Source organism: Polynucleobacter necessarius (assembly GCF_900095215.1).
Classification (GTDB): domain Bacteria; phylum Pseudomonadota; class Gammaproteobacteria; order Burkholderiales; family Burkholderiaceae; genus Polynucleobacter; species Polynucleobacter necessarius_H.
In genome coordinates, this window is sequence record NZ_LT606949.1 from 201,265 (window position 1) to 221,100 (window position 19,836).

The window sequence follows — 19,836 nt, forward strand, 5'->3', positions numbered from 1 at the left end:
GATAATTCTCATATGAGTGACTTATCTTCGATCTATTCAAAAGGTCTTTCTTCAAATCCCAAGATTTTGTTGGTCAAGCTCTCCTCATTGGGAGATGTGCTTCACAACTTACCGATTGTTTGGGATTTGCGTGCCCGTTTGCCAGAAGCGCAAATTGATTGGGTGGTTGAAGAAGGATATGTTCATCTACTGACACCGCTCCTCTCCAAAGATGGTTTTAAGGGGATTGATCGCATTATTCCTTTTGGCTTGCGCCGCTGGCAAAAGAATCTATTTAGGCTTTCTATCTGGCAGGAGTTTTTTGCATTCAAGCAAGATCTCCAGAAAATTTCTTATGATGTGATCATTGAAACTCAAGGATTGCTCAAATCCGCCATCGTTTGTTCGCTGGCAAATAAGACTCCGAATGCAGTGATCACTGGCCTTGCTAATGCCACAGAATTTTCTGGCTACGAGCCAATCGCTAGATCTTTTTACAATCAAGCGGTGCAAGTGCCTCTGCAGTGTCATGCAGTAGATCGTTCGCGCTGGATAATGTGTTCTGCTTTAGATATGCCATTACTTGACCGGAGTAGTGCCCCGCAGTTTTACCCTGAGGCTTATGTCAAATCCTTGAGTGAGAAATCCAAAAGCACCCCTGTTGAATTGAAATCTCCTTATGTGCTTTGCTTTCATTCGACAGCTAGAGAGGCTAAGCGCTGGCCTAACGAGAGCTGGATCGCTTTGGGTAAAGAGCTCGCTGCTCGTGGCTACCAAGTGGTTCTACCTTGGGGAAGCTTAGCTGAGCAAGCGGTGAGCAAGGAGCTTGCTTCGCATATTCCGAATGCCTTAGTGCCTCCTGCATTTTCAATGCAGGATGCGTTTTCAGTGATTGCGGGCGCTGCCCTAACCGTGGGCGTTGACACGGGTCTCACACATCTTGCAGCTGTTTTGGATAGACCAACAGTTGAAATCTATTGCGATTCGCCCAGATGGAAAACGGAAGGGTATTGGTCTAGGCGGATTCGTAACGTCGGAGATATTCAGGCGTCACCACCAGTTACCGAAGTAGTCGAGGCTTCTTTGAGTTTGCTTGCTTAGCGCAGTAAAGCGTTAATCGCCACGAGGTCTTCATCCGTCAATGCGGCAGCATGTGCTTTTAACCTGATCGCATTCAAGATAGTGTTATATCTAGCTTGTTGTAATAATGAGCGGGTATTGATTAACGAATCCAAGGCAATCAACACATCAATATTGATTAAGGTTCCCACGTGGAAGCCAAGTGTGCTGGATTCCAGCCCAGATGAGCTTGCACGTTCTGCTGCCTCGTAGGCCTTAACGCTAGCTAAGCCACCATAAAAACCAGTAAAGGCAGTACGAGTATTTTGCGCGGCTGTACGACGGTAGTTATCGTAGTTGGCTTTTGCCGCATCAACCAGCGCGGCATTTTGACGAATAACAGAACTGTTAAATCAACCTGAAACCAGTGGAATAGTCATTTGCAACGCTAAGGTGTTGTTATACACATTGGTATTGGATGGCGTGTAATTATTGGGTGTGCCATTCGAAGTGTTGTATTCAGATGTACCCACTAAATTAATAGTTTGGTAATTTAATGCTTGGGCAGCCCGATAGGTGCTCGCTGCAAGGCTGACAGAGAGCTGACCTGCTAAGACATTAAAGTTGGCTGATTCTGCTTGGTTGATCCAGTCCTCGAGTGTTTGTCCGGGCGGTAGTTGCGGGTTAACACTTTCCGCAATGGGATTGCCTTTGGCATCCTTACGCTTGCTGCGTGGATCCTTAAGTACACCTTCAATTTTGGCATCCTTCACGAGAGGCTTAAGTGCACCTACTGGGCGTCCAACGATTTGTTCTAATGCGCCACGCTTCACAATTAAGTCTGCTTGCGCGGCAATCTCTTGAGAGTTTGCTATATCTAGAGCGGCTTGAGCCGTGTTGACATCGACAATGGTTTCAAGACCCGCATCAAATTTTGCTTGAGCAGCTTCGAGCTGCTATTTGATCAAATCTTTTTTGTTTTTGTAGGGCGCCACATTATCTTGGCTAGTGAGTGCATCAAAGTAGGCTTGCGACACTCGCAAGATTAAATCTTGTTGCGCCAAGAAAAAGCGCATAGCCGCTAACTTGGTATTGAGATCACCTTGTTTAAAAAGCTCTAAGGCGCCGATATTAAAAACAGGTTGAGTAAGCGTAACGGTATAACTCTTTTGATCAAAAACACGTGAGTTACCCGAGTTATTGGAGACGACAGTACTGCCTGTGGCATGCTGGTAGCAACGGGTACCGCCAGGAGTGGCGTTGGCTTGATGTATTGACAGGGAAAAGCCTTGCCAGAAGAGCTCTTTGCTAGCTTGGTAGTTAAATCGAGCAGCGGTGAGTACTGGGTCACTGCAAGCGGCTTCTTGATAAAGCTGAATTAAATCGTTTAATTGTCCTTTAGTCTCATTTGCTTTGCCCCCATTACCCCCAACTAAATTAGATGGTGCTACAGCTGCAGGAACTGCTGGCTTACTGGGAGTGGGAGCTATTTGTGGAGGTTGCTTCAGTCCAATTAAAGTGGATGCGCTTATTGGGGTGGGTAAAGCAGGTCTTGCGGCGCCATTGGGGCTTTGTGCAAGGGCAATGTTAGGTAGCGTGCTAAGACCGAACGCCTGACTCAGGATCAAACCAAAGGCGGTAAGTCGCGAAAGTCTAAAGCGGTTAGGGGTCATGTAATTTGGATAGTTTTCAATGTGCCATGGAGTTTAAGGCCAATTTCTTCAAAATGCTGATTTAGACACTATTTTGCCAAATCCCCTGAGCTGTCTCTATATACCTATAAAATTTGGCCCATGGATCTTATTTGGTTACTACAGGCAGTCATTCTGGGTGTGGTCGAGGGCTTAACGGAGTTTTTGCCGATCTCCAGTACCGGGCACCTGATATTGGTTGGAGACTCGCTCGATTTCAACGATGAACGTGGCAAGGCTTTTGAGGTGATTATTCAGTTTGGCGCCATTTTGGCGGTGTGCTGGGAGTTGCGTGAAAAGTTGCTGAAGGTAGCCAGTTCTTTTTCTAGTAGTCCTGATGCTCGTCGTTTTGTCCTCAATTTGTTAATTGCTTCCATTCCCGCAATGAGTCTAGGCTTCTTATTTGGTAAGCATATTAAGGCGGTATTTTTTTCACCTATTCCGGTGGCGAGTGCCTTTATTGTGGGCGCGCTCATTATTTTTTGGGCAGAGCGTCGTCAGCAGAATGTCGCCGATGTTTCGAGGCAGATCAAATCTGTAGATGATTTAAGCCTCCTCGATGCGCTTAAAGTGGGCTTGGCGCAATGCGCTGCTTTAATTCCTGGCACATCACGCTCAGGCGCAACCATTATTGGTGGCATGTTATTTGGATTGCCTCGCGCAGTTGCTACAGAATTTTCTTTCTTCTTGGCGATGCCGGTAATTGGTGGCGCTACCGCCTATGAGTTGCTCAAGCTTTGGAAGGCCCCAGTCGCTTTCTCTGGAGAATTTTCCATCGCTATTGCTATTGGAGTCGGTTTTGTAGCTGCATTTATTTCCGCTTTTGTATGTGTACGCTGGCTGATTCATTATGTAGCTCACCATAATTTCATTCCATTTGCTTGGTACCGAATCGCTTTTGGATTATTGGTTTTATTTACCTCTTACACCGGCTTAATTGGCTGGTCTCATTAATTTCACTAATAAAACATTATTCAAGCTGAGGCAATAATTTATGGACGCATCAATCGACGCAATTACCAATAATATTCAGATCGCCTTGGCGCCAGTATTTTTACTCACCGCAGTAGCCACTTTAATTAATGCGATTTCAGGACGGCTTGCCAGATCAGTTGATCGTATGCGAGCAATTCGACACTCGATTGATCGTGGCGAGGTTAAAGATCAGGTCCTTTTGCAGCATATGAATAAAGAGGCGGATGAGGCGAAAATTCGGGGTCGTCTTTGTACTGCTGCGATCTTTTTCGATGTTCTTAGTGGCGTTTTTATTTCACTAACCGTACTGGAATTATTTTTCTTTCAAGCGGGTGCGGTACGCTCTTTGCAGACAACCTATGTTATTTGGACTTTTGTCTTGGGATTGATTTTCTTTATGACATCACTCTCCATTGTTCTTGCTGAAATTGTTTATGCTTACCGCTCAGCAGGGTGGAATACACCGCACGGCGCTGGTAAATGATCAGAACCGACCGAATTCGCTCGTTTGTTCTTAGGGCCGGAAGAACCACTGCTCGACAGCAACGTGCTATTGAGGAGTTTGGTCCTCAGTTCTTAATTCCCTATCAAGCATCGAGTCTCAACTTACGTGAGGCGTTTGCAGGCTCGGATAGGCCAAAAATTCTGGAGATTGGTTTTGGCATGGGTGAGACCACTGCCAAGATCGCCGCTTTGAGAAGTGATGACGACTTCTTGGCGATCGAAGTTCATCCTCCTGGTGTGGGTGCTTTGCTCAAGCTTATAGGTGAGAATCAGTTAACCAATTTGCGACTCATTCGTCATGACGCTGTTGAAGTACTCGAGCAGATGATTGCACCAGATAGTTTAGATGGTATTCATATTTACTTTGCCGATCCATGGCATAAGCAGCGCCACCACAAGCGTCGTTTGATTCAGGCTGAGTTTGTACGATTGCTGGTTTCTAGATTAAAGCCTGGCGCCTACTTGCATTTGGCTACCGATTGGCATAATTATGCGGAGCAGATGCTCCTCGCCTTAAATGCTGATCCCGCTTTACACAATACTTCCACTGATTTTGTGAAGATTGCAACATTTGATGTTTCTGATGTGGCACAGCCAGATGAAACTCCAAATGAATTTAAGCCAACCCTTGAGCAATTAAATGCTCAGCATGCTGGATATGTGGAAAGGCCAGAATATCGGCCAGTCACGAAGTTTGAAAACCGTGGCATCAAACTAGGCCATGGTGTTTGGGATTTGGTGTACCAGAAAAAATAACAAATTTAGAAAAAATCTGGAAGGTAAAAGTAAGCGAGAGAATGTGTAGTCCTGCTTACAGGCCTACACAAACGTACTTCATTTCTAGCTATTCATCCATCCCATAGACGCTACCATCGCGTCCCAGTCCGGCTTGCTTGATTCCGCCAAAAGGAGCCACCTCATTGGAGATGAGTCCGGTATTAACGCCAACCATGCCGTATTCTAGAGCTTCCGCCACTTTCCATACGCGACCGATATCACGACTCAAAAAGTATGATGCCAAGCCAAATTGGCTGTTGTTCGCTAGCTTAATGACCTCTTCATCGCTTTCAACAGGAATGATGGGCGCTCCTGGACCAAAAGTCTCTTCGTAGGTGATGAGCATCTCGCTATTCACATTGGCCAAAATGGTGGGCTCGTAAAAGTTCTTGCATTCCACTGTTCGTTTGCCGCCAGAGACTAATGTCGCACCTTTGCCAAGAGCATCAGCTACATGCTTTTTCACTTTTTTCAGTGCAGCAGTTTCAATCAAAGGCCCCTGTGTAATGCCAGTCTGTATGCCGTCTCCAACCTTAATCACAGAGAGCGCTTTGGCAAACTTCTCTACAAAGACATCTTGCACTTTTTTGTGAACATAAAAGCGATTCGCGCAAACACAGGTTTGACCGGAGTTCCTAAATTTGGATTCCATGGCACCACTAACTGCCGCATCAATATCGGCGTCCTCAAACACGATAAATGGTGCATGCCCACCTAGCTCTAGGGCAAGCTTTTTAACAGTGGGAGTACATTGCTCCATCAGAATGCGTCCGACTTCTGTCGAGCCTGTAAAGGATAAGTGACGCACGGTAGGGGAGGCACACAGGGTTTTGCCAATCGCGATAGATTGATTTGCATCGGCAGTCACAATATTGATCACCCCATCGGGAATACCAGCACGCTTCGCAAGCTCTGCTAAAGCTAATGCGGATAAAGGAGTCAGCTCCGCTGGTTGAATCACAATCGTACAGCCCGCCGTCAATGCCGGCGCAATTTTGCGGGTGATCATAGCAATCGGAAAATTCCATGGGGTAATGGTTACGCAAACATCTATCGGTTGCTTTACTACCATCAGACGCTTGTCACTCCATGTGATGCCAAGAATCGAACCTTCAACTCGCTTCGCTTCTTCAGCAAACCACTCGACAAAAGAGGTGCCATAAACTACTTCACCAGCGGCTTCAGCCAGAGGCTTGCCTTGCTCCAGCGTCATGAGCTTTGCTAGATCTTGCGTATTTTCAAGAATCAGGTCAAACCATTTGCGCATGATTTGCGCGCGCTCTTTGGCGAGTTTGCTGCGCCAAGCTGGCAAGGCTTTTTCTGCGGCAGTGATCGCTAGTTCAGCATCTTGCGTTCCCAGATTAGCAACATTGGCGATCATTTCATCGGTAGCAGGGTTATTTACTAAAAAAGTATTTTTAGATTGAATCCAGTTGCCATTGATAAATGCCTCTTCTTTAAAAAGGCTATGGTCTTTGAGGAGGCTACGGATATCTACGGTTTGCATATTAATTCCTTTGGAATATATGCAGATGATGTTCTCTCCTTCTAAGCAAAAAGCCTTCAGGCTTTAAGGTCTGAAGGCTGATGTTTCTTGCTAATGATTTAGGGCTATTGGCCTGCTCTAGTCTCGGCAGTTCGCAGTTTCTGGGCGAGTAGATCTAAGACGCCATTTACATATTTATGACCATCTGTGCCGCCAAAGGTTTTAGCAAGCTCAACTGCTTCGTTAATGGCCACCCTATACGGTACAGAGAGATCGGCGGCTAGTTCATAGGCGCCAATTAAGAGGGCCGCATGTTCTACAGGCGATAGTTCATTCATCGGGCGATCTAGCGCGGGGGTAATGATGGCTTCTAACTCATCAGTACGCGCTAAAACACCGTCAAAGATTCCTTTAAAAAGATCAAGTTGGCAACGACGAAATGCAGGGTCTTCTGACAGCTGTTTGGCAATAGCAGCCCCATTGGGGATGCTGCCAGCACGACGCATGACTAGGCTTTGATAAACGCCTTGAAGGGCGTATTCACGAGCACGACGACGCGGCGTTAAGGAACGCTTCGCGGGAGCTTTCGCATCTTTGGCTGCTACTAGATTTTCTGTATTCGGAAGAGATTTAGGCATTCAATTACTCTTCACTCGAATTAATTTCGATATCGATATCGGGAGCTAAAGCGAGAGCTAGGTTGGCCATTTCGACTACAGCTTGTGCGCACTCAGCACCTTTAACCTCTACACGCGCAAGAGCTTGTTCATCGGTATCGCAAGTGAGTACGCCATTGGCGATTGGTAATCCAGAATCGATTGAGATACGGGTAATTCCGGCGGCAGTCTCATTGGAGACCAATTCAAAATGATAGGTCTCGCCGCGAATGACCGCACCGAGCGCTACCAAACCATCAAACTCACCAGTCTCCGCCATTTTTTGCAGGGCAAATGGAATGTCCAATGCGCCTGGCACTGTAACGAGTTTGATATCGGATTGATTTACGCCGAGTGAAATGAGCTTATTGATACAAGCATTGGTTAAGGCAACGCAATGGTCTTCGTTGAAGCGCGCTTGCACTACGCCAATGCGCAGGTCTTGCCCATTTAAATCGACCTCTAATACGCCTACAAATTCATTGGTGGAATCGGTCATGATGCTTTTCTTAATTAAGGGTTAAATGGGGTGTAGCCTGTTACCTCAAGCTTGTAACCCGCAAGGCTTGGCACAGGGCTTGGATTGGCTAGGAGGCGCATTTTTCCTACGCCAATATCTTTCAAAATTTGCGCGCCGATACCATAGCTTCTGAAATCAGTTTTTCGCGCTAATGGCTTTTGCTCGGCATCATGAGCAAGATTGAGTTTGTGAAATTGGGCAAGCCAATCGCTATCGTTGGGCGCTGCGATGCCAGAGGCGTTCAGGAGAACTACAACGCCGGCAGGCGCAGCTGCAATTTGCTCTAACGCTTTAGCCAGGGGCCAAGAGTGAGTACTGATATCGGAATCTAGGAAATCTAATACGGTCACGGGCGCATGCACGCGAACCAGCGTTTCTTGGGCTTCAGAAAGTTTGCCATGTACCAAAGCGAGATGTACACAGGAGCGGGGAGTATCGCGATAAATAATGCCTTGGAATTTCCCCCAAGGAGTAACAAATTCTCTGGCACCTTCGCGAACCACAATACTTTCGTGTTGACTGCGATATTGAATCAGATCGGCAATGCTGCCGATCTTTAATTGATGATCTTTAGCAAATTCCAATAAATCAGGAAGGCGAGCCATGCTGCCATCGTCTTTCATAATTTCGCAAATGACTGAGGTAGGCGAACAGCCAGCTATTTCTGCCAGATCGCAGCCTGCTTCAGTGTGGCCTGAGCGAATCAGTACGCCGCCAGGTTGAGCCATCAACGGAAAAATATGACCAGGCTGAACTAGATCGCTAGGCTTTGCATTGGGTGCGACTGCGGTTTGAATGGTGAGCGCACGATCTGCCGCGGAAATGCCAGTAGTTACACCTGTCGCCGCTTCAATAGAAGCCGTGAAATTCGTAGCCATAGAAGTGCCGTTGTCTATCACCATTAATGGCAAGTTGAGTTGTTGGCAACGCTCACGAGTGAGGGTTAAACAAATTAATCCACGACCATGTTTAGCCATGAAATTCACCGCTTCGGCAGTCACATGGTCTGCAGCCAGCACCACATCACCCTCGTTTTCACGATCTTCTTCGTCAACAAGGATCACCATTTGGCCGGCACGCATGTCGGCAATGATTTCTTCAGTGGAGGCTAGGGTATTTGGCATAGCCCTCTATTTTAAGCTCAGGCTAGGGTTACCGTGAGGTTTCACAGCAATATATTGCCTTTCTGACGGTAAGAGCCTGGCAAGACTGTTTTATCTGGTCTATACCCCTTTGAAAATGGCTTATGACTATTCAAGGCTGGGATTACCAACGAGGTGGGGGCGCTCCGCCAAACGGCTTTATTTTGCTTGAGGTGTTGGTGGCAATGAGTCTCATTATGGGCGCCTGGATGGTCTCCGCCCATACTTATCCCATGCTTATCAGAAGTTGGCTTTAATCCTAGGTCAACAAGAAGGTAAAAGATCTGAATGCAGAAAGGAAATAGACGCACATGAAATTGCAATCCATACCGAGGCTATTGCGTCTCATGCAACTAAGAGTGTGAAGCATGAGTCTACTCGAGTGCCTAGTCGGAATCACGCTGTACGCTCTTCTATTAAATCCCCTGCTAAAAGCAAGCGCTCAATTGGAAAAGAAACAAATGGAATATGAAAAAACTCAATCTTTGATCTCAGAGGCGGACCGCGCTTTTGAGTTGATGGGGCGCGCGATTCGCATGGCAGGCTATCAAAATATCAAAACATACCAATTCACCTAATAAAGTGAAAGCCGATACCTCATTATGGTTTATTCAAGTAAACAAAAAAGTGGGATACCGAGGGTCGGATGCATTCAATGTTCAGCATGCGCTATCGGATGGCATTGACTTTGATTGCATTAGCAATATTCTGAGTAAAGATCGAACCAGAAAAGATTTAGCGTTCCAAGGTTTTATTGTTGAGCGACAAGCTCGAATTACCAAAGGCGCTAAAGCCAATGTGGGCTTGCTGATCTGTCAGTCACTTGATAGCCAAGGAAGGGTGCAAAGCACTACCCTCATGAATGATGTGAATTACTTTGCTATTGAGAGGCTTGACGCGATGCAAGCTAATAGCAGCAAGAGCTACAGAGATGATCAAGGCAAAAACTATATCGCTTAAGTCTCCAAATGACCGATGGGGCTGGACTTCAAGTCAATCTGAAGCGGACTTTTTCGACCAGGAATTTACCTTGATATTGGCTTGGGTCATTTCTTTATTGCTACTGTGTGCTTCTCTGATTATCTACATAGAGCGCTTAGGAGCATTACGTATTGTCGAGATCAATACCATGGTCGAATCTCAGAAAAAATGGATTTCGGCAGAGAAGGCAGTTCAAGCTTGCGAGGAAAATATCACTGCGCTCTCACAAGCGCACAGCAGCCTTTGTTTTACCGAATCCCTTGGTAATCAACGTTGGCTCATATCGAGCAAAGAAACACCAGGAATTCAAATCGGAGATCTTGTGGATGAAACAACAGGAATCGTTACGCGCATAAATTGGAGACAAATATTTGAATAACAAATGGCTCCCTCAGAAAGAAAAGGGTTCTACCTTATTGGAGTTAATGGCAGTAGTACTCATTATTGCCATTACTGCGACGATGAGCCTGCCGCTATTACAAGAACAAATTGCCGCTCGAGAAATGGATGCTGCTGCGCGCTGATTTATTGCATATGCCCACTTTGCTCGTCAGCAGGCTTTGCATACGGGTCAGTCCATGCAACTCACGCCTATCAATGATGGACTTTGGGAAGATGGTTGGCTTATTCAGAGTGGATGCATTGGCAAGAAGGTGAGCTCAAGTTGCCAGTCTAAAATTTGGCTTTTCCAAGGGAGGTACTGAGTCTATTTATTTTAAAGCTGGAGGCAGGCAATTTACTGACCCGCATTCTGGCAAAAGAGGCATGTTGTTTAATGCCGCGGGGGCCGCCAAAACAGGTCAGGGCGGCTTTGTGGCGAATCGCCTGATTTTGGGCCATAAAAGAGCGTCACACCTAGAAAGGCAAATGATTTTGGGTAGTGGTGGGCGATGGCGTATCTGCGATTCCGCCAGAGATTCAAAGCGCTGTCATTGAATGGTTTAATAGACTCCATGTACAGCGCACTTGACCACCAATTGATGGGCGAGGCTTTAGCCGAGGCTCAAAAATCACTCTACCTCTCCAACCCGAATCCCCGGGTGGGATGCGTTATTGCCAAAGATGGAAAAGTGATTGGGCGCGGCTTTACTCAAGCAGTTGGAAAAGCGCATGCAGAAGTGCAAGCCTTGGCAGACGCCAAAGTGTTAGGTCATGCTGTTGCTGGTTCAACCATCTATGTCACTTTAGAACCTTGTAGTCATACCGGTAGAACGCCTCCTTGTGTTGATGCCTTAATTGCCGCCAAACCAAGCAAAGTGATTGTGGCGATGTCTGATCCCAATCCACTTGTCGCTGGTAAGGGATTAGAAAAGCTGCGAGCTGCTAGTATTGAAGTGCAGTGCGGTTTACTCGAATCGGAAGCGCAACAAATTAATCGTGGCTTTATTTCTAGAATGACGCGTAGTTTGCCATGGGTGCGCATGAAGATCGCCGCCAGCCTTGATGGAAAAACTGCCTTACCGGATGGTCGCAGTCAATGGATTACTGGCCCACTTGCCAGAGCGGATGGCCACCATTGGCGCGCTCAAGCTTGCGCTATTGTCACCGGCGTTGGCACGGTGAAAGAGGACGATCCAACTCTCAATGTAAGAGAGGTCGAGACTCAGAGACAGACCGTAAGAATCATGATCGATTCCAAATTAGAAACGCCACCCACAGCGAAAATGTTGCAAAACACAGAGCAGTCTGGTGTTTTGATCCTGTGCGCCGATTTGACTAATTTAGGGATGCAAGCAAAGGCAAAAGCATTTGAAGCGCGCGGTATCGAAGTGATTGCGATGGCGAATGCCTTTGGCAAGGTGGATTTACCAAGTCTATTTTCTTATTTCGCTAAAGAGCGTGAGATGAATGAACTCCACATCGAAGCGGGTTTTAAGCTCAATGGTTCGATGTTGAGAGAAGATTGTGTGGATGAGTTATTGCTCTACTACGCACCATTCTTAATGGGTGATGGTATTGGTATGGCAAACGTTGGTCTCTTAAATGATTTAAGCCAACGCCAGCACTGGCAGATGATCGATCAAGCTGTTTTTGGCCCTGATCTGCGCCTACGTTTAATTAAGAACTAAAATTACCACATGTTTACAGGAATCATCACTGCTGTCGGTCAAATTAAAAGCGCTCAAGCCAGAGGGGATGGCTTTCATCTTCTGGTGGAGGTTCCAGCAGGCTATTTGGACGATGTCGCTTTGGGCGATAGTATTGCCATTTAGGGTGCGTGTATGACCGCTACCCAATTAAATAGCAATTCTTTTGCTTTGGATATTTCTCGCGAATCGCTTAATAAAACGGTAGGTCTGGATAAAGTAGGCCCAGTCAATCTAGAGAAAGCGATGCGTCTCAATGATCGCCTAGGTGGACATTTGGTCAGCGGTCACGTTGACGAAGTGGGGCAAGTAGCCCACTTTGCCGAAGTAGCGCATGATACCTATGGATCTTGGCTTTTACGAATCGAAGCGCCAAAAGAGTTGGCGCAATACCTGGCTTATAAGGGATTCATTGTGGTCAATGGAGTGTCGCTTACTGTTAATAAGACAGAAGATACGGCAAACGCCCGCATTATTGATATCAACTTAATTCCTCACACCTTGCAAAGTACTACCCTAGGTAAGCTTGTGCAAGGTGATGCAGTGAATCTTGAAGTGGATCTGATTGCGCGCTACGTAGCTCGCATGCTTGAGACGCAAGCAAAATAAGATCTACATCCGCTTTAAATTTTTTTTACCATTTTAGTTTTGCCACTTTTATGATCTTTGATGGTTTGAACAAGCAAGGCATCGTCAATTAAATCCAGCAACGTTTCGTAAGCTTTAATTGATAAGAGATAGGCTATTGGCTTATTGCGACTTAAGATGATCGTAGGTTAATTATCGGATAGCGGTATGAGCATACCTGGATTGCGTCTTAATTCAGTTAGCTTGACAATGGCGTTGCGGTGAATTTTGGACATATAAGAGGATTGATATAAACCGAAATCATGGCTTAAAAGCGATAGTAAAGCCTTTGCTTGACCTTGTTAAATCAGTGGTTTTAATTCTTTCTGTAGTATTGACGGCTAAACAGCAAATGAGTGAAGTGGTATTCAAATATTGCCATTGGGACAAACATGCAAGAACTAAAGCTACTTTTGAATGAAGTTGAGTATGAGGCTGCAATGGCAGAGGTGGTTAAGTTCTTTGAACTTGAGCCAAAAGCAGGTAGTTCAGATGCCGATAGATTCCAATCTTTGCTGAAATTAATAGATGCTTACGAATCTAAAAACTACCCAATTTGATTCATGCAGCGTTTGTCTGTGAGTCTAATGATTGAATCAATTATTTATTTTTTGGTAACGAGTAGGATCGCTCACATTAGCTTGTTCAAAGCCAAGCCTGCCTTAAACGGCAAGATTCACATTCACCGCAGGCTTCACCCAAATCATTTGCTTGGTAGCCAGACACTGTTTGTGAATAGTCCACACTCATAGTGCTGCCTAGTTGAATGATTTGCGCTTTGGTAAGGCTGATGATGGGCGAATGCATCCTAAAGCGGTTCTCATCATTGATTGCTTCAACGCCGGCCTTAGTGGCTCAGTTCGCCATGCGTTCGAAAGAGGCGACATATTCAGGTCTGCAGTCTGGGTAGCCTGAGTAATCTACTGAGTTAGCTCCATCAAAAATATCTAGGCCGCCGAGAGACTCCGCACAACCCAATGCGAGTGACAGCAAAATCGTATTACGTGCAGGCACATAAGTGACGGGGATTTCTTGATCTTTTCCTGGGGTGGTGGGTACTGCAATGTTGGAGTCAGTCAAAACAGAACCACCAAAACGAGTGAGATCTAAATTCACTACTTCATGGCGCGCCACCCCAATTTGCTTGGCGATATGTTTTGCAGCAGTCAATTCTGAGGAGTGACGTTGCCCATAACCTACGGAGAGGGCATAAGGTGTATATCCCAGATCCTTGGCTAAAGCCAATACGGTCGCGGAGTCCAAGCCGCAAGAAAACAAGATTACCGCAGGGGTGCCAGGCTGGCGGGGCGCCAGCGATGCAAAGGCAGCAGAGAGCTTAGACATGAGTGGGGGTAAAGAAAGAAGTGTTACTTGGTGCCAGCAATAAGTTGCTGTGCATCTTTAGCCGCTTCAGTGTCGGGATATTTGGCAATGATGTCGCTAAATGTTTTCTTGGCTGTTGCTTTGTTGCCGCTCTCTAATTGAGCATTGCCCAAAGTCACCATCGCTGCGGGAATGCGCGGATGGTTTGGATATCGCTTAATGAGATTTTGTAATTTGCTAATTGCACCAGCGTATTCTTTATTCGCATACTTGCTATTACCGCTCCAGTAAAGAGCAAGTGGTAGGTAAGGACTCTTTGGGTACTTCGCAGTGAATGCTGCAAAGCTATCCTCAGCCTTTTTCAGGTTGCCCGCCTGAAATGCTTTGAGCGCATCGTCATAAGCTTTTTTCTCACCTGGCTGCACTGTGCCGCTAACACCTTCGATGGTGATGGTGCGAGGTTCAAAATTACCTAGGCGGGTATCAAGATCTTGATAGTACGTTTTTTGACTAGCGCTGATATCTTCGCCTTGCTTCTCAAGTTCTTCTACTTTGCCACGGAGTTCCGCATTCTCGGTCTTGAGTTTGTCGATTTGCCCTTGTAGCTCGAGCTGGGTAGTGGCTAGAGACTTGCGCAGATCCAGAATAGCCTTACGCGCTTCATCGTCCGAGAAGAGAGCCCAAGCGCTATTGGAGGCACTCAAACAAATGAGAGCGGCACTTAAACAAAACGCTCGTGAGAGCGTTTGTTTTGCTGAGTGAGAAAACGTCATCATTAGTTCGTGATGTAAACAATGTCAGCACGGCGATTTTCTGCCCAAGCCGCTTCGTTATCCCCTTCTGCTTTTGGTTTTTCTTTACCAAAGCTTACGGCTTCCATTTGATTGTCAGATACGCCCATCAAGTTCAGTGATTTACGTACAGCATCAGAGCGACGTTGGCCGAGTGCCAAGTTGTATTCCGCGGTGCCGCGTTCATCGGTATTGCCTTGGATGATGATCTTCTGTTGTGGGTTTGCTTTTAAATAGCTTGCATGAGCAGACAACATCTTTTGATACTTAGTCTGCACAGTGTATTCATCGAAGCCAAAGTAAACGTTCTTTTCAAAGAGTGGGCTGCTTGGATCATTCCATGGCTGTGAGGCAAAATTACCGCTACCACCACTACCGTTGGCGCCATCGGTGTCGTCTAATTTCACGCTGGAGCAAGCTGCCATGAGTAATGCGGTAGCGCCGATGAGGGCAAAAGTTGCTGCGCGACGTGCGATAGAAATCTTCATGAATTTCCCTTTTTCCTACAAGCTGAATCTATAAATGAGTCAATAGCCAATATTATGCCCCCAAGCGCATCAAAAGTGACTATTTCAAGCTACAAGAATAAAGCCCCAAGGGTTACTTGGGGCTTTAGCAGGCTGGGATAAGTTTTTCTGGGTTCTAGTCCACAAAAGGACCCCAGGCTGGCTGACGAACATCAGATCCTGGAATGCTCAGCACCTGCTTGGAATTGCCGTCGACCGAGACAGCAGCTAGAACACGTTTACCACCCACTTTGGTGGAATACAGAACGTAGCGTCCATTGGCCGCAAAGGAAGGAGATTCATCGCTGATGCCATCGGTGAGTGCCTGAGCATCACCGGTAGCCAAGTTCAGAATATAGAGTCGATAAGCGTCGCCAATATTAGCGATATAAGCTAAGTATTTTCCATCCGGGGAGATGCGAGGTGAAGTCACAAAGCCTTGTTTGAAAGTAACGCGCTTCACACCTTCAGCTTGTTCGCCATCAGCATGCATGCGATAGATTTGGGGATTGCCACCGCGATCGCTCGTGAAGTAGATGTAACGACCATCAGCGGAGTACTGTGGCTCAGTATCAATTGTGTTGCCGCGAGTTAAGCGATGTAAGTTAGTTCCATCCGCATTAATACCGTAGATTTGTGTATTGCCATCTTTAGACAATGAGATCGCTAGTTTTGTGCCATCAGGTGACCAAGCTGGCGCACTGTTATTACCCTTTTGATTCGAGAGGGAAATTCGACGACCGGTAGTGAGCTCATGCACATAAATCACAGGCTTGCGATCTTCAAAAGACACGTAGGCTACTTTCTTGCCATCAGGTGACCATGATGGAGAAATGATTGGCTCACCACTGTTCATGGCATTACGAATATTTTGTCCATCCGCATCGGAGATCACAAGTCGGTAACGCTTGCCATCCTTGATGACATAAGAGAGACGGGTGGAGAATACGCCGCGCTCACCAAGCAATTTGAAGATGATGTCATCGGCAATTTTGTGAGCTGCTGCACGTAAGTTATCAGCGCTGGAGTTGAGATTTAAACCACCTAGACTTTGGGAGTTGCGTACATCAAATAATTTGCAATGAATCTCAACTTGAGATCCACTGATTTGCACAACAGCACCTACTACCAATGCATCGGCACCACGCGCAGTCCAATATTTGTAATTTGGGGTGCCTTCATCGCTCTCAACGGCATTGCCGTTCTCGGTATTTTTGAAGTAACCACTGCGAGCTAAATCTTGACGAATGATTTCAGTAACGCTGGTGGGTAATTTATTTTCATCTTTAAAGCGCATTACTGCGATTGGATAAAGCGATTGACCGACGCCAGTAACTTCAATATTCATCTGCGCAAGCGCAGGTGTCGACATACTAATCAGCAGTGCAAAGACCATTAAGCCAAAAGAGTTCAGTTTCGATATCAGTCTTTGTCTTTTTGCTAATGGCAACATGCATTAATCCTTGGGTTTAAAAGTCAGTTTTACTTCGCGTTGTGGAATTTTGCCATCGTCGTCTTTTGGCAGACTCTCTGCACGTGAAAGGGCTAACAATACTGCGCGATCCCAGCCCGCATTACCGCTAGAAGACTGAATGCTAGTGCTCAAAATGGCCCCATCTGGCGCAAGATTGACCAAAACGACTGCTGAAGGGTTGCCGCTGACGGATTCTGGATTAAAGACGATTAATGGCTTCACCTTTTTGATCACTTTATCGGTCCAGCCAGGTGGTGCGTTACCATCGCCACCAACGCCACTACCGACTGTGCCACCACTACCACCTTCTGCTACCGCTGCTGCGCGTAAGCGTGCTAACTGATCGGCGCGCGCTTTTTCAGCCGCAGCATTAGCTTTAGTTTCCGCTCGAGATTGCGCCTTGGAAGCTTCCGCTTTTTTAGGTGGCTCCTCCTTCTTTGGTTTTTCTTTCGGCGGAGGCGGTTTGACTGCCTTTGGTTTTTCCTTCACTACTTCTTTTTTAGGAGGCTCTTTTTCTAGCTTCTTTTTCTTAATGGCGATATCAGCCGCTTCTTCTTTGACTTCAGTTTTGAGTTCTGGCTCAGGTGGTGTTTCAACTTGTGGTGCGGAATCCCAGAGCTCTACTTCTATTCCAGATGAAGTGCTGTTGTTCCACCTAATACCAATCATCAGAAAAGCGAGCAAGCCTAAATGTGCGATTAATGAAAAAGTAAACGCGCGTTTAGTGCTTTCTTGCTTTGTATATCGTCCCCGCTTGAATGGCGAGAGGGAAGATTGAAAAGTGGGAGCGCTATTCATGGGCAATTACAGCAAGCCTCAAAGCCTTATTGGGTCTTGACCGCAAGGCCAACCCGTTTCACGCCATTCTCTTTGAGCTTGGACATGACTTCCATCACAGTTTCATACTTAATGGATTTATCGGCTGCAATCACAATCGGTTGGTCAGCGGATTTTTCGGCATTTGACCGGGCAAAAGCACCGAGTTCAAATTTATTTAGTGTTTGTGTTGGGTCGCCATCTTTTCGTACGATGACATCTTCATTGGTGTCGATAGTTAAAAAGACAGGCGGCAAGGATTGCACTTTGGCGCCACCAACAGTTGGCAAGTTGACAACGCCGGGATTAACCATGGGTGCGGTAACCATAAAAATCACCAACAACACCAACATCACGTCGATGTACGGAACGACGTTGATGTCGGCCATTGCCCGACGTTTGTTTTTGCGTAATGAAAAACCGGCCATTACTTATCGTACCGCAGTTTGGCGCTGTAAGATATTGGTGAGCTCTTCGATGAATGTTTCAAAGCGAATGGAGAGGCGGTCAACATCGGTGGCGGCGCGGTTGTAAGCAACTACCGCTGGAATCGCGGCAAACAAACCAATTGCGGTTGCGATCAAAGCTTCTGCGATGCCGGGGGCAACAGTAGAAAGGGTGGCATTTTGCACATTGGCCAAGCCGCGGAAGGAGTGCATGATCCCCCAAACGGTGCCAAAGAGGCCGATGTATGGGGAGACCGAGCCTACAGAAGCCAGGAAGGGCAGATTGGCCTCCAAAAGGTCCATTTCACGCTGATAAGTGGCTTTCATGGCTCGGCGGGCAGCGTCAATTTCACGGCCTTTGTTGAACTCCTGCATACCGGCTTCAAAGATGTGCTCCAGGACAGCATCGCTGCGGGTATTCCGCTGAGCTGCCTCCAGAAGGGTATTGAGGTCTCCGTCTGACCGGAAATCACGCTCAAAGCGGTCTGTATTTTGTCTAACCCCACGTAAAACGGCGGTTTTCTTGAAAATAATGGTCCAAGAGGCGATGGACATGCTCAGTAATAACAACATTACCAACTGGACTAATAGGCTGGCATTGAGGACTAGAGAGAGGAATGAGAGGTCTTGTGTGGAGGTCATGGTGGAATTTTGTATGATGTAGGTTGATTTTACTAAGTTAATTTACTCAGCCATTCAACTTCCTCAGGATTATCACCATGTTTGACCGCCAAAACACATTAGCCAAAACCGATCCCCAGTTATGGGAAGCTATTCAGAACGAAAATCAGCGTCAGGAAGACCATATTGAGATGATTGCTTCTGAGAACTACACCTCACCAGCGGTGATGGCTGCCCAAGGCTCTCAGTTGACCAATAAGTACGCTGAAGGTTACCCAGGCAAGCGTTATTACGGTGGTTGTGAATTCGTGGACGTTGCTGAGCAATTGGCGATTGATCGTGTCAAAGCTTTGTTTGGTGCTGAAGCGGCAAACGTGCAACCGCATTGCGGCGCATCCGCAAACCAAGCGGTATTTTTGGCTTTCTTAAAACCAGGCGATACCTTTATGGGGATGAGTCTTGCTGAAGGTGGTCACTTGACCCACGGCATGGCTTTAAACATGAGTGGTAAGTGGTTCAACCCAATCGCTTATGGCTTGGATAAGAACGAAGAAATCGATTACGAGCAGATGGAGGGTTTGGCTCGCGAGCACAAACCAAAATTGATTATTGCTGGCGCATCTGCATATTCCAAAAAGATTGTTTTTGAGCGCATCGGTAAATTAGCAAAAGAAGTGGGCGCGATCTTTATGGTAGATATGGCTCACTATGCTGGCTTGGTTGCGGCAGGCGTTTACCCAAATCCAGTGCCCCATGCTGACATCGTGACTTCGACAACCCACAAGAGCTTGCGTGGCCCTCGTGGCGGCATCATCTTGATGAAAGCCGAACACGAGAAAGCCATCAATTCCGCAGTGTTCCCAGGCTTACAGGGCGGCCCTTTGATGCACGTGATTGCTGCTAAAGCGGTAGCGTTCAAAGAGGCTGCAGAACCAGGTTTTAAAGATTATCAAAAGCAAGTAGTTGCTAATGCAAAAGCGCTGGCTGAGACATTGATTGCGCGTGGCTTAAGAATCGTTTCTGGCGGCACAGATTCACATGTGATGTTGGTGGATTTACGCGCCAAGAAAATGACCGGCAAAGAAGCTGAGCGTGTGTTGGGCGAGGCCCACATTACTTGTAACAAAAACGGTATTCCAAATGATCCAGAAAAACCAATGGTGACTAGCGGCATTCGTTTGGGCTCCCCTGCAATGACAACGCGTGGATTCAAAGAGGCGGAAGCAAGACAGATCGGTAACTTTATTGCAGATGTTTTGGATAATCCAAATGACCCTGCGAATATCGCTAAAGTGCGCGCACAAGTTGTCGAGCTCACTAAGCGTTTCCGGGTTTACGGCTAAGTAATTAATAGCTCAACCAAGACAAGAAGAGT

Annotated in this window: 22 protein-coding genes and 3 pseudogenes; 13 read left to right on the forward strand and 12 right to left on the reverse strand. The window is 46.6% G+C overall.

What is annotated here, in order from left to right; genetic code table 11:
• The first annotated feature begins 12 nt into the window (after positions 1–12).
• A complete protein-coding gene (waaC, locus tag DXE35_RS01120) occupies positions 13–1,080 on the forward strand; it encodes a lipopolysaccharide heptosyltransferase I (RefSeq protein ID WP_114689262.1) in 1,068 nt (355 codons plus the stop codon).
• Here waaC and DXE35_RS10855 read toward each other — a convergent pair.
• Positions 1,077–2,711, reverse strand: a pseudogene (locus DXE35_RS10855) (TolC family protein). The gene waaC and the pseudogene DXE35_RS10855 overlap by 4 nt on opposite strands.
• Positions 2,712–2,831: 120 nt before the next feature.
• Here DXE35_RS10855 and DXE35_RS01130 point away from each other — a divergent pair.
• From DXE35_RS01130 to trmB, 3 genes are read left to right on the forward strand one after another with little or no spacing between them, the layout of a single operon-like run.
• The gene (locus DXE35_RS01130) at positions 2,832–3,683 is read left to right on the forward strand and encodes an undecaprenyl-diphosphate phosphatase (protein ID WP_114689263.1); all 852 of its coding nucleotides are present in this window, start codon (positions 2,832–2,834) and stop codon (positions 3,681–3,683) included.
• Positions 3,684–3,723: 40 nt separating this feature from the next.
• Entirely contained in the window at positions 3,724–4,188 is a 465-nt protein-coding gene (locus DXE35_RS01135; protein ID WP_114689264.1) for a DUF2721 domain-containing protein, read from the forward strand.
• The gene (gene trmB, locus DXE35_RS01140) at positions 4,185–4,964 is read left to right on the forward strand and encodes a tRNA (guanosine(46)-N7)-methyltransferase TrmB (RefSeq protein ID WP_114689265.1); all 780 of its coding nucleotides are present in this window, start codon (positions 4,185–4,187) and stop codon (positions 4,962–4,964) included. The genes DXE35_RS01135 and trmB overlap by 4 nt, the downstream gene beginning before the upstream one ends.
• Before the next feature lie 88 nt (positions 4,965–5,052).
• Here the strand turns inward: trmB and DXE35_RS01145 are convergent, their stop codons facing one another.
• The 4 genes from DXE35_RS01145 to ribBA form a co-directional block, all read right to left on the reverse strand.
• Positions 5,053–6,492: an NAD-dependent succinate-semialdehyde dehydrogenase gene (locus DXE35_RS01145; protein WP_114689266.1), complete on the reverse strand. Its 1,440-nt coding sequence runs from the start codon at positions 6,490–6,492 to the stop codon at positions 5,053–5,055.
• 104 nt (positions 6,493–6,596) lie between these two features.
• Positions 6,597–7,109, reverse strand: coding sequence for a transcription antitermination factor NusB (gene nusB, locus DXE35_RS01150; RefSeq protein WP_114689267.1), 513 nt, complete (start codon positions 7,107–7,109; stop codon positions 6,597–6,599).
• Between the two features lie 4 nt (positions 7,110–7,113).
• Complete coding sequence (gene ribH / locus DXE35_RS01155) at positions 7,114–7,626, reverse strand: 6,7-dimethyl-8-ribityllumazine synthase (protein ID WP_114689268.1); 513 nt, start codon at positions 7,624–7,626, stop codon at positions 7,114–7,116.
• Positions 7,627–7,640: 14 nt separating this feature from the next.
• Positions 7,641–8,771: a bifunctional 3,4-dihydroxy-2-butanone-4-phosphate synthase/GTP cyclohydrolase II gene (ribBA, locus tag DXE35_RS01160; protein WP_114689269.1), complete on the reverse strand. Its 1,131-nt coding sequence runs from the start codon at positions 8,769–8,771 to the stop codon at positions 7,641–7,643.
• A 386-nt stretch (positions 8,772–9,157) separates the two neighbouring features.
• Between ribBA and DXE35_RS01165 the strand changes: the two genes are divergently transcribed.
• The 8 genes and pseudogenes from DXE35_RS01165 (at position 9,158) to DXE35_RS01200 (ending at position 13,044) form a co-directional block, all read left to right on the forward strand.
• Positions 9,158–9,367: a hypothetical protein gene (locus DXE35_RS01165; RefSeq protein ID WP_114689270.1), complete on the forward strand. Its 210-nt coding sequence runs from the start codon at positions 9,158–9,160 to the stop codon at positions 9,365–9,367.
• A gap of 4 nt (positions 9,368–9,371) precedes the next feature.
• On the forward strand, positions 9,372–9,749 hold the full coding sequence (locus DXE35_RS01170; protein WP_114689271.1) for a hypothetical protein: 378 nt from the start codon (positions 9,372–9,374) through the stop codon (positions 9,747–9,749).
• On the forward strand, positions 9,721–10,149 hold the full coding sequence (locus DXE35_RS01175) for a hypothetical protein (RefSeq protein WP_231969907.1): 429 nt from the start codon (positions 9,721–9,723) through the stop codon (positions 10,147–10,149). The genes DXE35_RS01170 and DXE35_RS01175 overlap by 29 nt, the downstream gene beginning before the upstream one ends.
• The gene (locus DXE35_RS09985) at positions 10,142–10,294 is read left to right on the forward strand and encodes a prepilin-type N-terminal cleavage/methylation domain-containing protein (protein WP_231969908.1); all 153 of its coding nucleotides are present in this window, start codon (positions 10,142–10,144) and stop codon (positions 10,292–10,294) included. Before DXE35_RS01175 ends, DXE35_RS09985 begins: the two co-directional genes overlap by 8 nt.
• 36 nt (positions 10,295–10,330) lie before the next feature.
• Positions 10,331–10,474: a hypothetical protein gene (locus DXE35_RS11125; RefSeq protein WP_331851917.1), complete on the forward strand. Its 144-nt coding sequence runs from the start codon at positions 10,331–10,333 to the stop codon at positions 10,472–10,474.
• A 249-nt stretch (positions 10,475–10,723) separates the two neighbouring features.
• Positions 10,724–11,839 (forward strand): bifunctional diaminohydroxyphosphoribosylaminopyrimidine deaminase/5-amino-6-(5-phosphoribosylamino)uracil reductase RibD, encoded by a 1,116-nt coding sequence (gene ribD / locus DXE35_RS01185; protein WP_114689272.1) that lies wholly within the window; start codon positions 10,724–10,726, stop codon positions 11,837–11,839.
• 9 nt (positions 11,840–11,848) lie between these two features.
• Positions 11,849–12,466: pseudogene (locus DXE35_RS01190) on the forward strand (riboflavin synthase).
• A 374-nt stretch (positions 12,467–12,840) separates the two neighbouring features.
• Positions 12,841–13,044 (forward strand): transcriptional regulator, encoded by a 204-nt coding sequence (locus DXE35_RS01200; protein ID WP_114689274.1) that lies wholly within the window; start codon positions 12,841–12,843, stop codon positions 13,042–13,044.
• Positions 13,045–13,080: 36 nt separating this feature from the next.
• Here DXE35_RS01200 and queC read toward each other — a convergent pair.
• From queC to tolQ, 7 genes and pseudogenes are all read right to left on the reverse strand, one after another.
• Positions 13,081–13,828 (reverse strand): annotated as a pseudogene (gene queC / locus DXE35_RS01205) (7-cyano-7-deazaguanine synthase QueC).
• Positions 13,829–13,851: 23 nt separating this feature from the next.
• Positions 13,852–14,511, reverse strand: coding sequence for a tol-pal system protein YbgF (gene ybgF, locus DXE35_RS01210; RefSeq protein WP_231969910.1), 660 nt, complete (start codon positions 14,509–14,511; stop codon positions 13,852–13,854).
• Between the two features lie 71 nt (positions 14,512–14,582).
• Positions 14,583–15,086: a peptidoglycan-associated lipoprotein Pal gene (gene pal / locus DXE35_RS01215; protein ID WP_114689276.1), complete on the reverse strand. Its 504-nt coding sequence runs from the start codon at positions 15,084–15,086 to the stop codon at positions 14,583–14,585.
• Between the two features lie 154 nt (positions 15,087–15,240).
• On the reverse strand, positions 15,241–16,500 hold the full coding sequence (tolB, locus tag DXE35_RS01220) for a Tol-Pal system beta propeller repeat protein TolB (protein WP_114690336.1): 1,260 nt from the start codon (positions 16,498–16,500) through the stop codon (positions 15,241–15,243).
• 60 nt (positions 16,501–16,560) lie between these two features.
• A complete protein-coding gene (tolA, locus tag DXE35_RS01225; protein ID WP_231969911.1) occupies positions 16,561–17,247 on the reverse strand; it encodes a cell envelope integrity protein TolA in 687 nt (228 codons plus the stop codon).
• Positions 17,248–17,402: 155 nt separating this feature from the next.
• Positions 17,403–17,822 (reverse strand): protein TolR, encoded by a 420-nt coding sequence (tolR, locus tag DXE35_RS01230; RefSeq protein WP_114689278.1) that lies wholly within the window; start codon positions 17,820–17,822, stop codon positions 17,403–17,405.
• A gap of 3 nt (positions 17,823–17,825) precedes the next feature.
• Positions 17,826–18,482 (reverse strand): protein TolQ, encoded by a 657-nt coding sequence (gene tolQ / locus DXE35_RS01235; protein ID WP_114689279.1) that lies wholly within the window; start codon positions 18,480–18,482, stop codon positions 17,826–17,828.
• Positions 18,483–18,559: 77 nt separating this feature from the next.
• Between tolQ and glyA the strand changes: the two genes are divergently transcribed.
• Positions 18,560–19,804, forward strand: a complete 1,245-nt coding sequence (glyA, locus tag DXE35_RS01240) for a serine hydroxymethyltransferase (protein ID WP_114689280.1) — start codon at positions 18,560–18,562, stop codon at positions 19,802–19,804.
• Positions 19,805–19,836 lie beyond the last annotated feature (32 nt).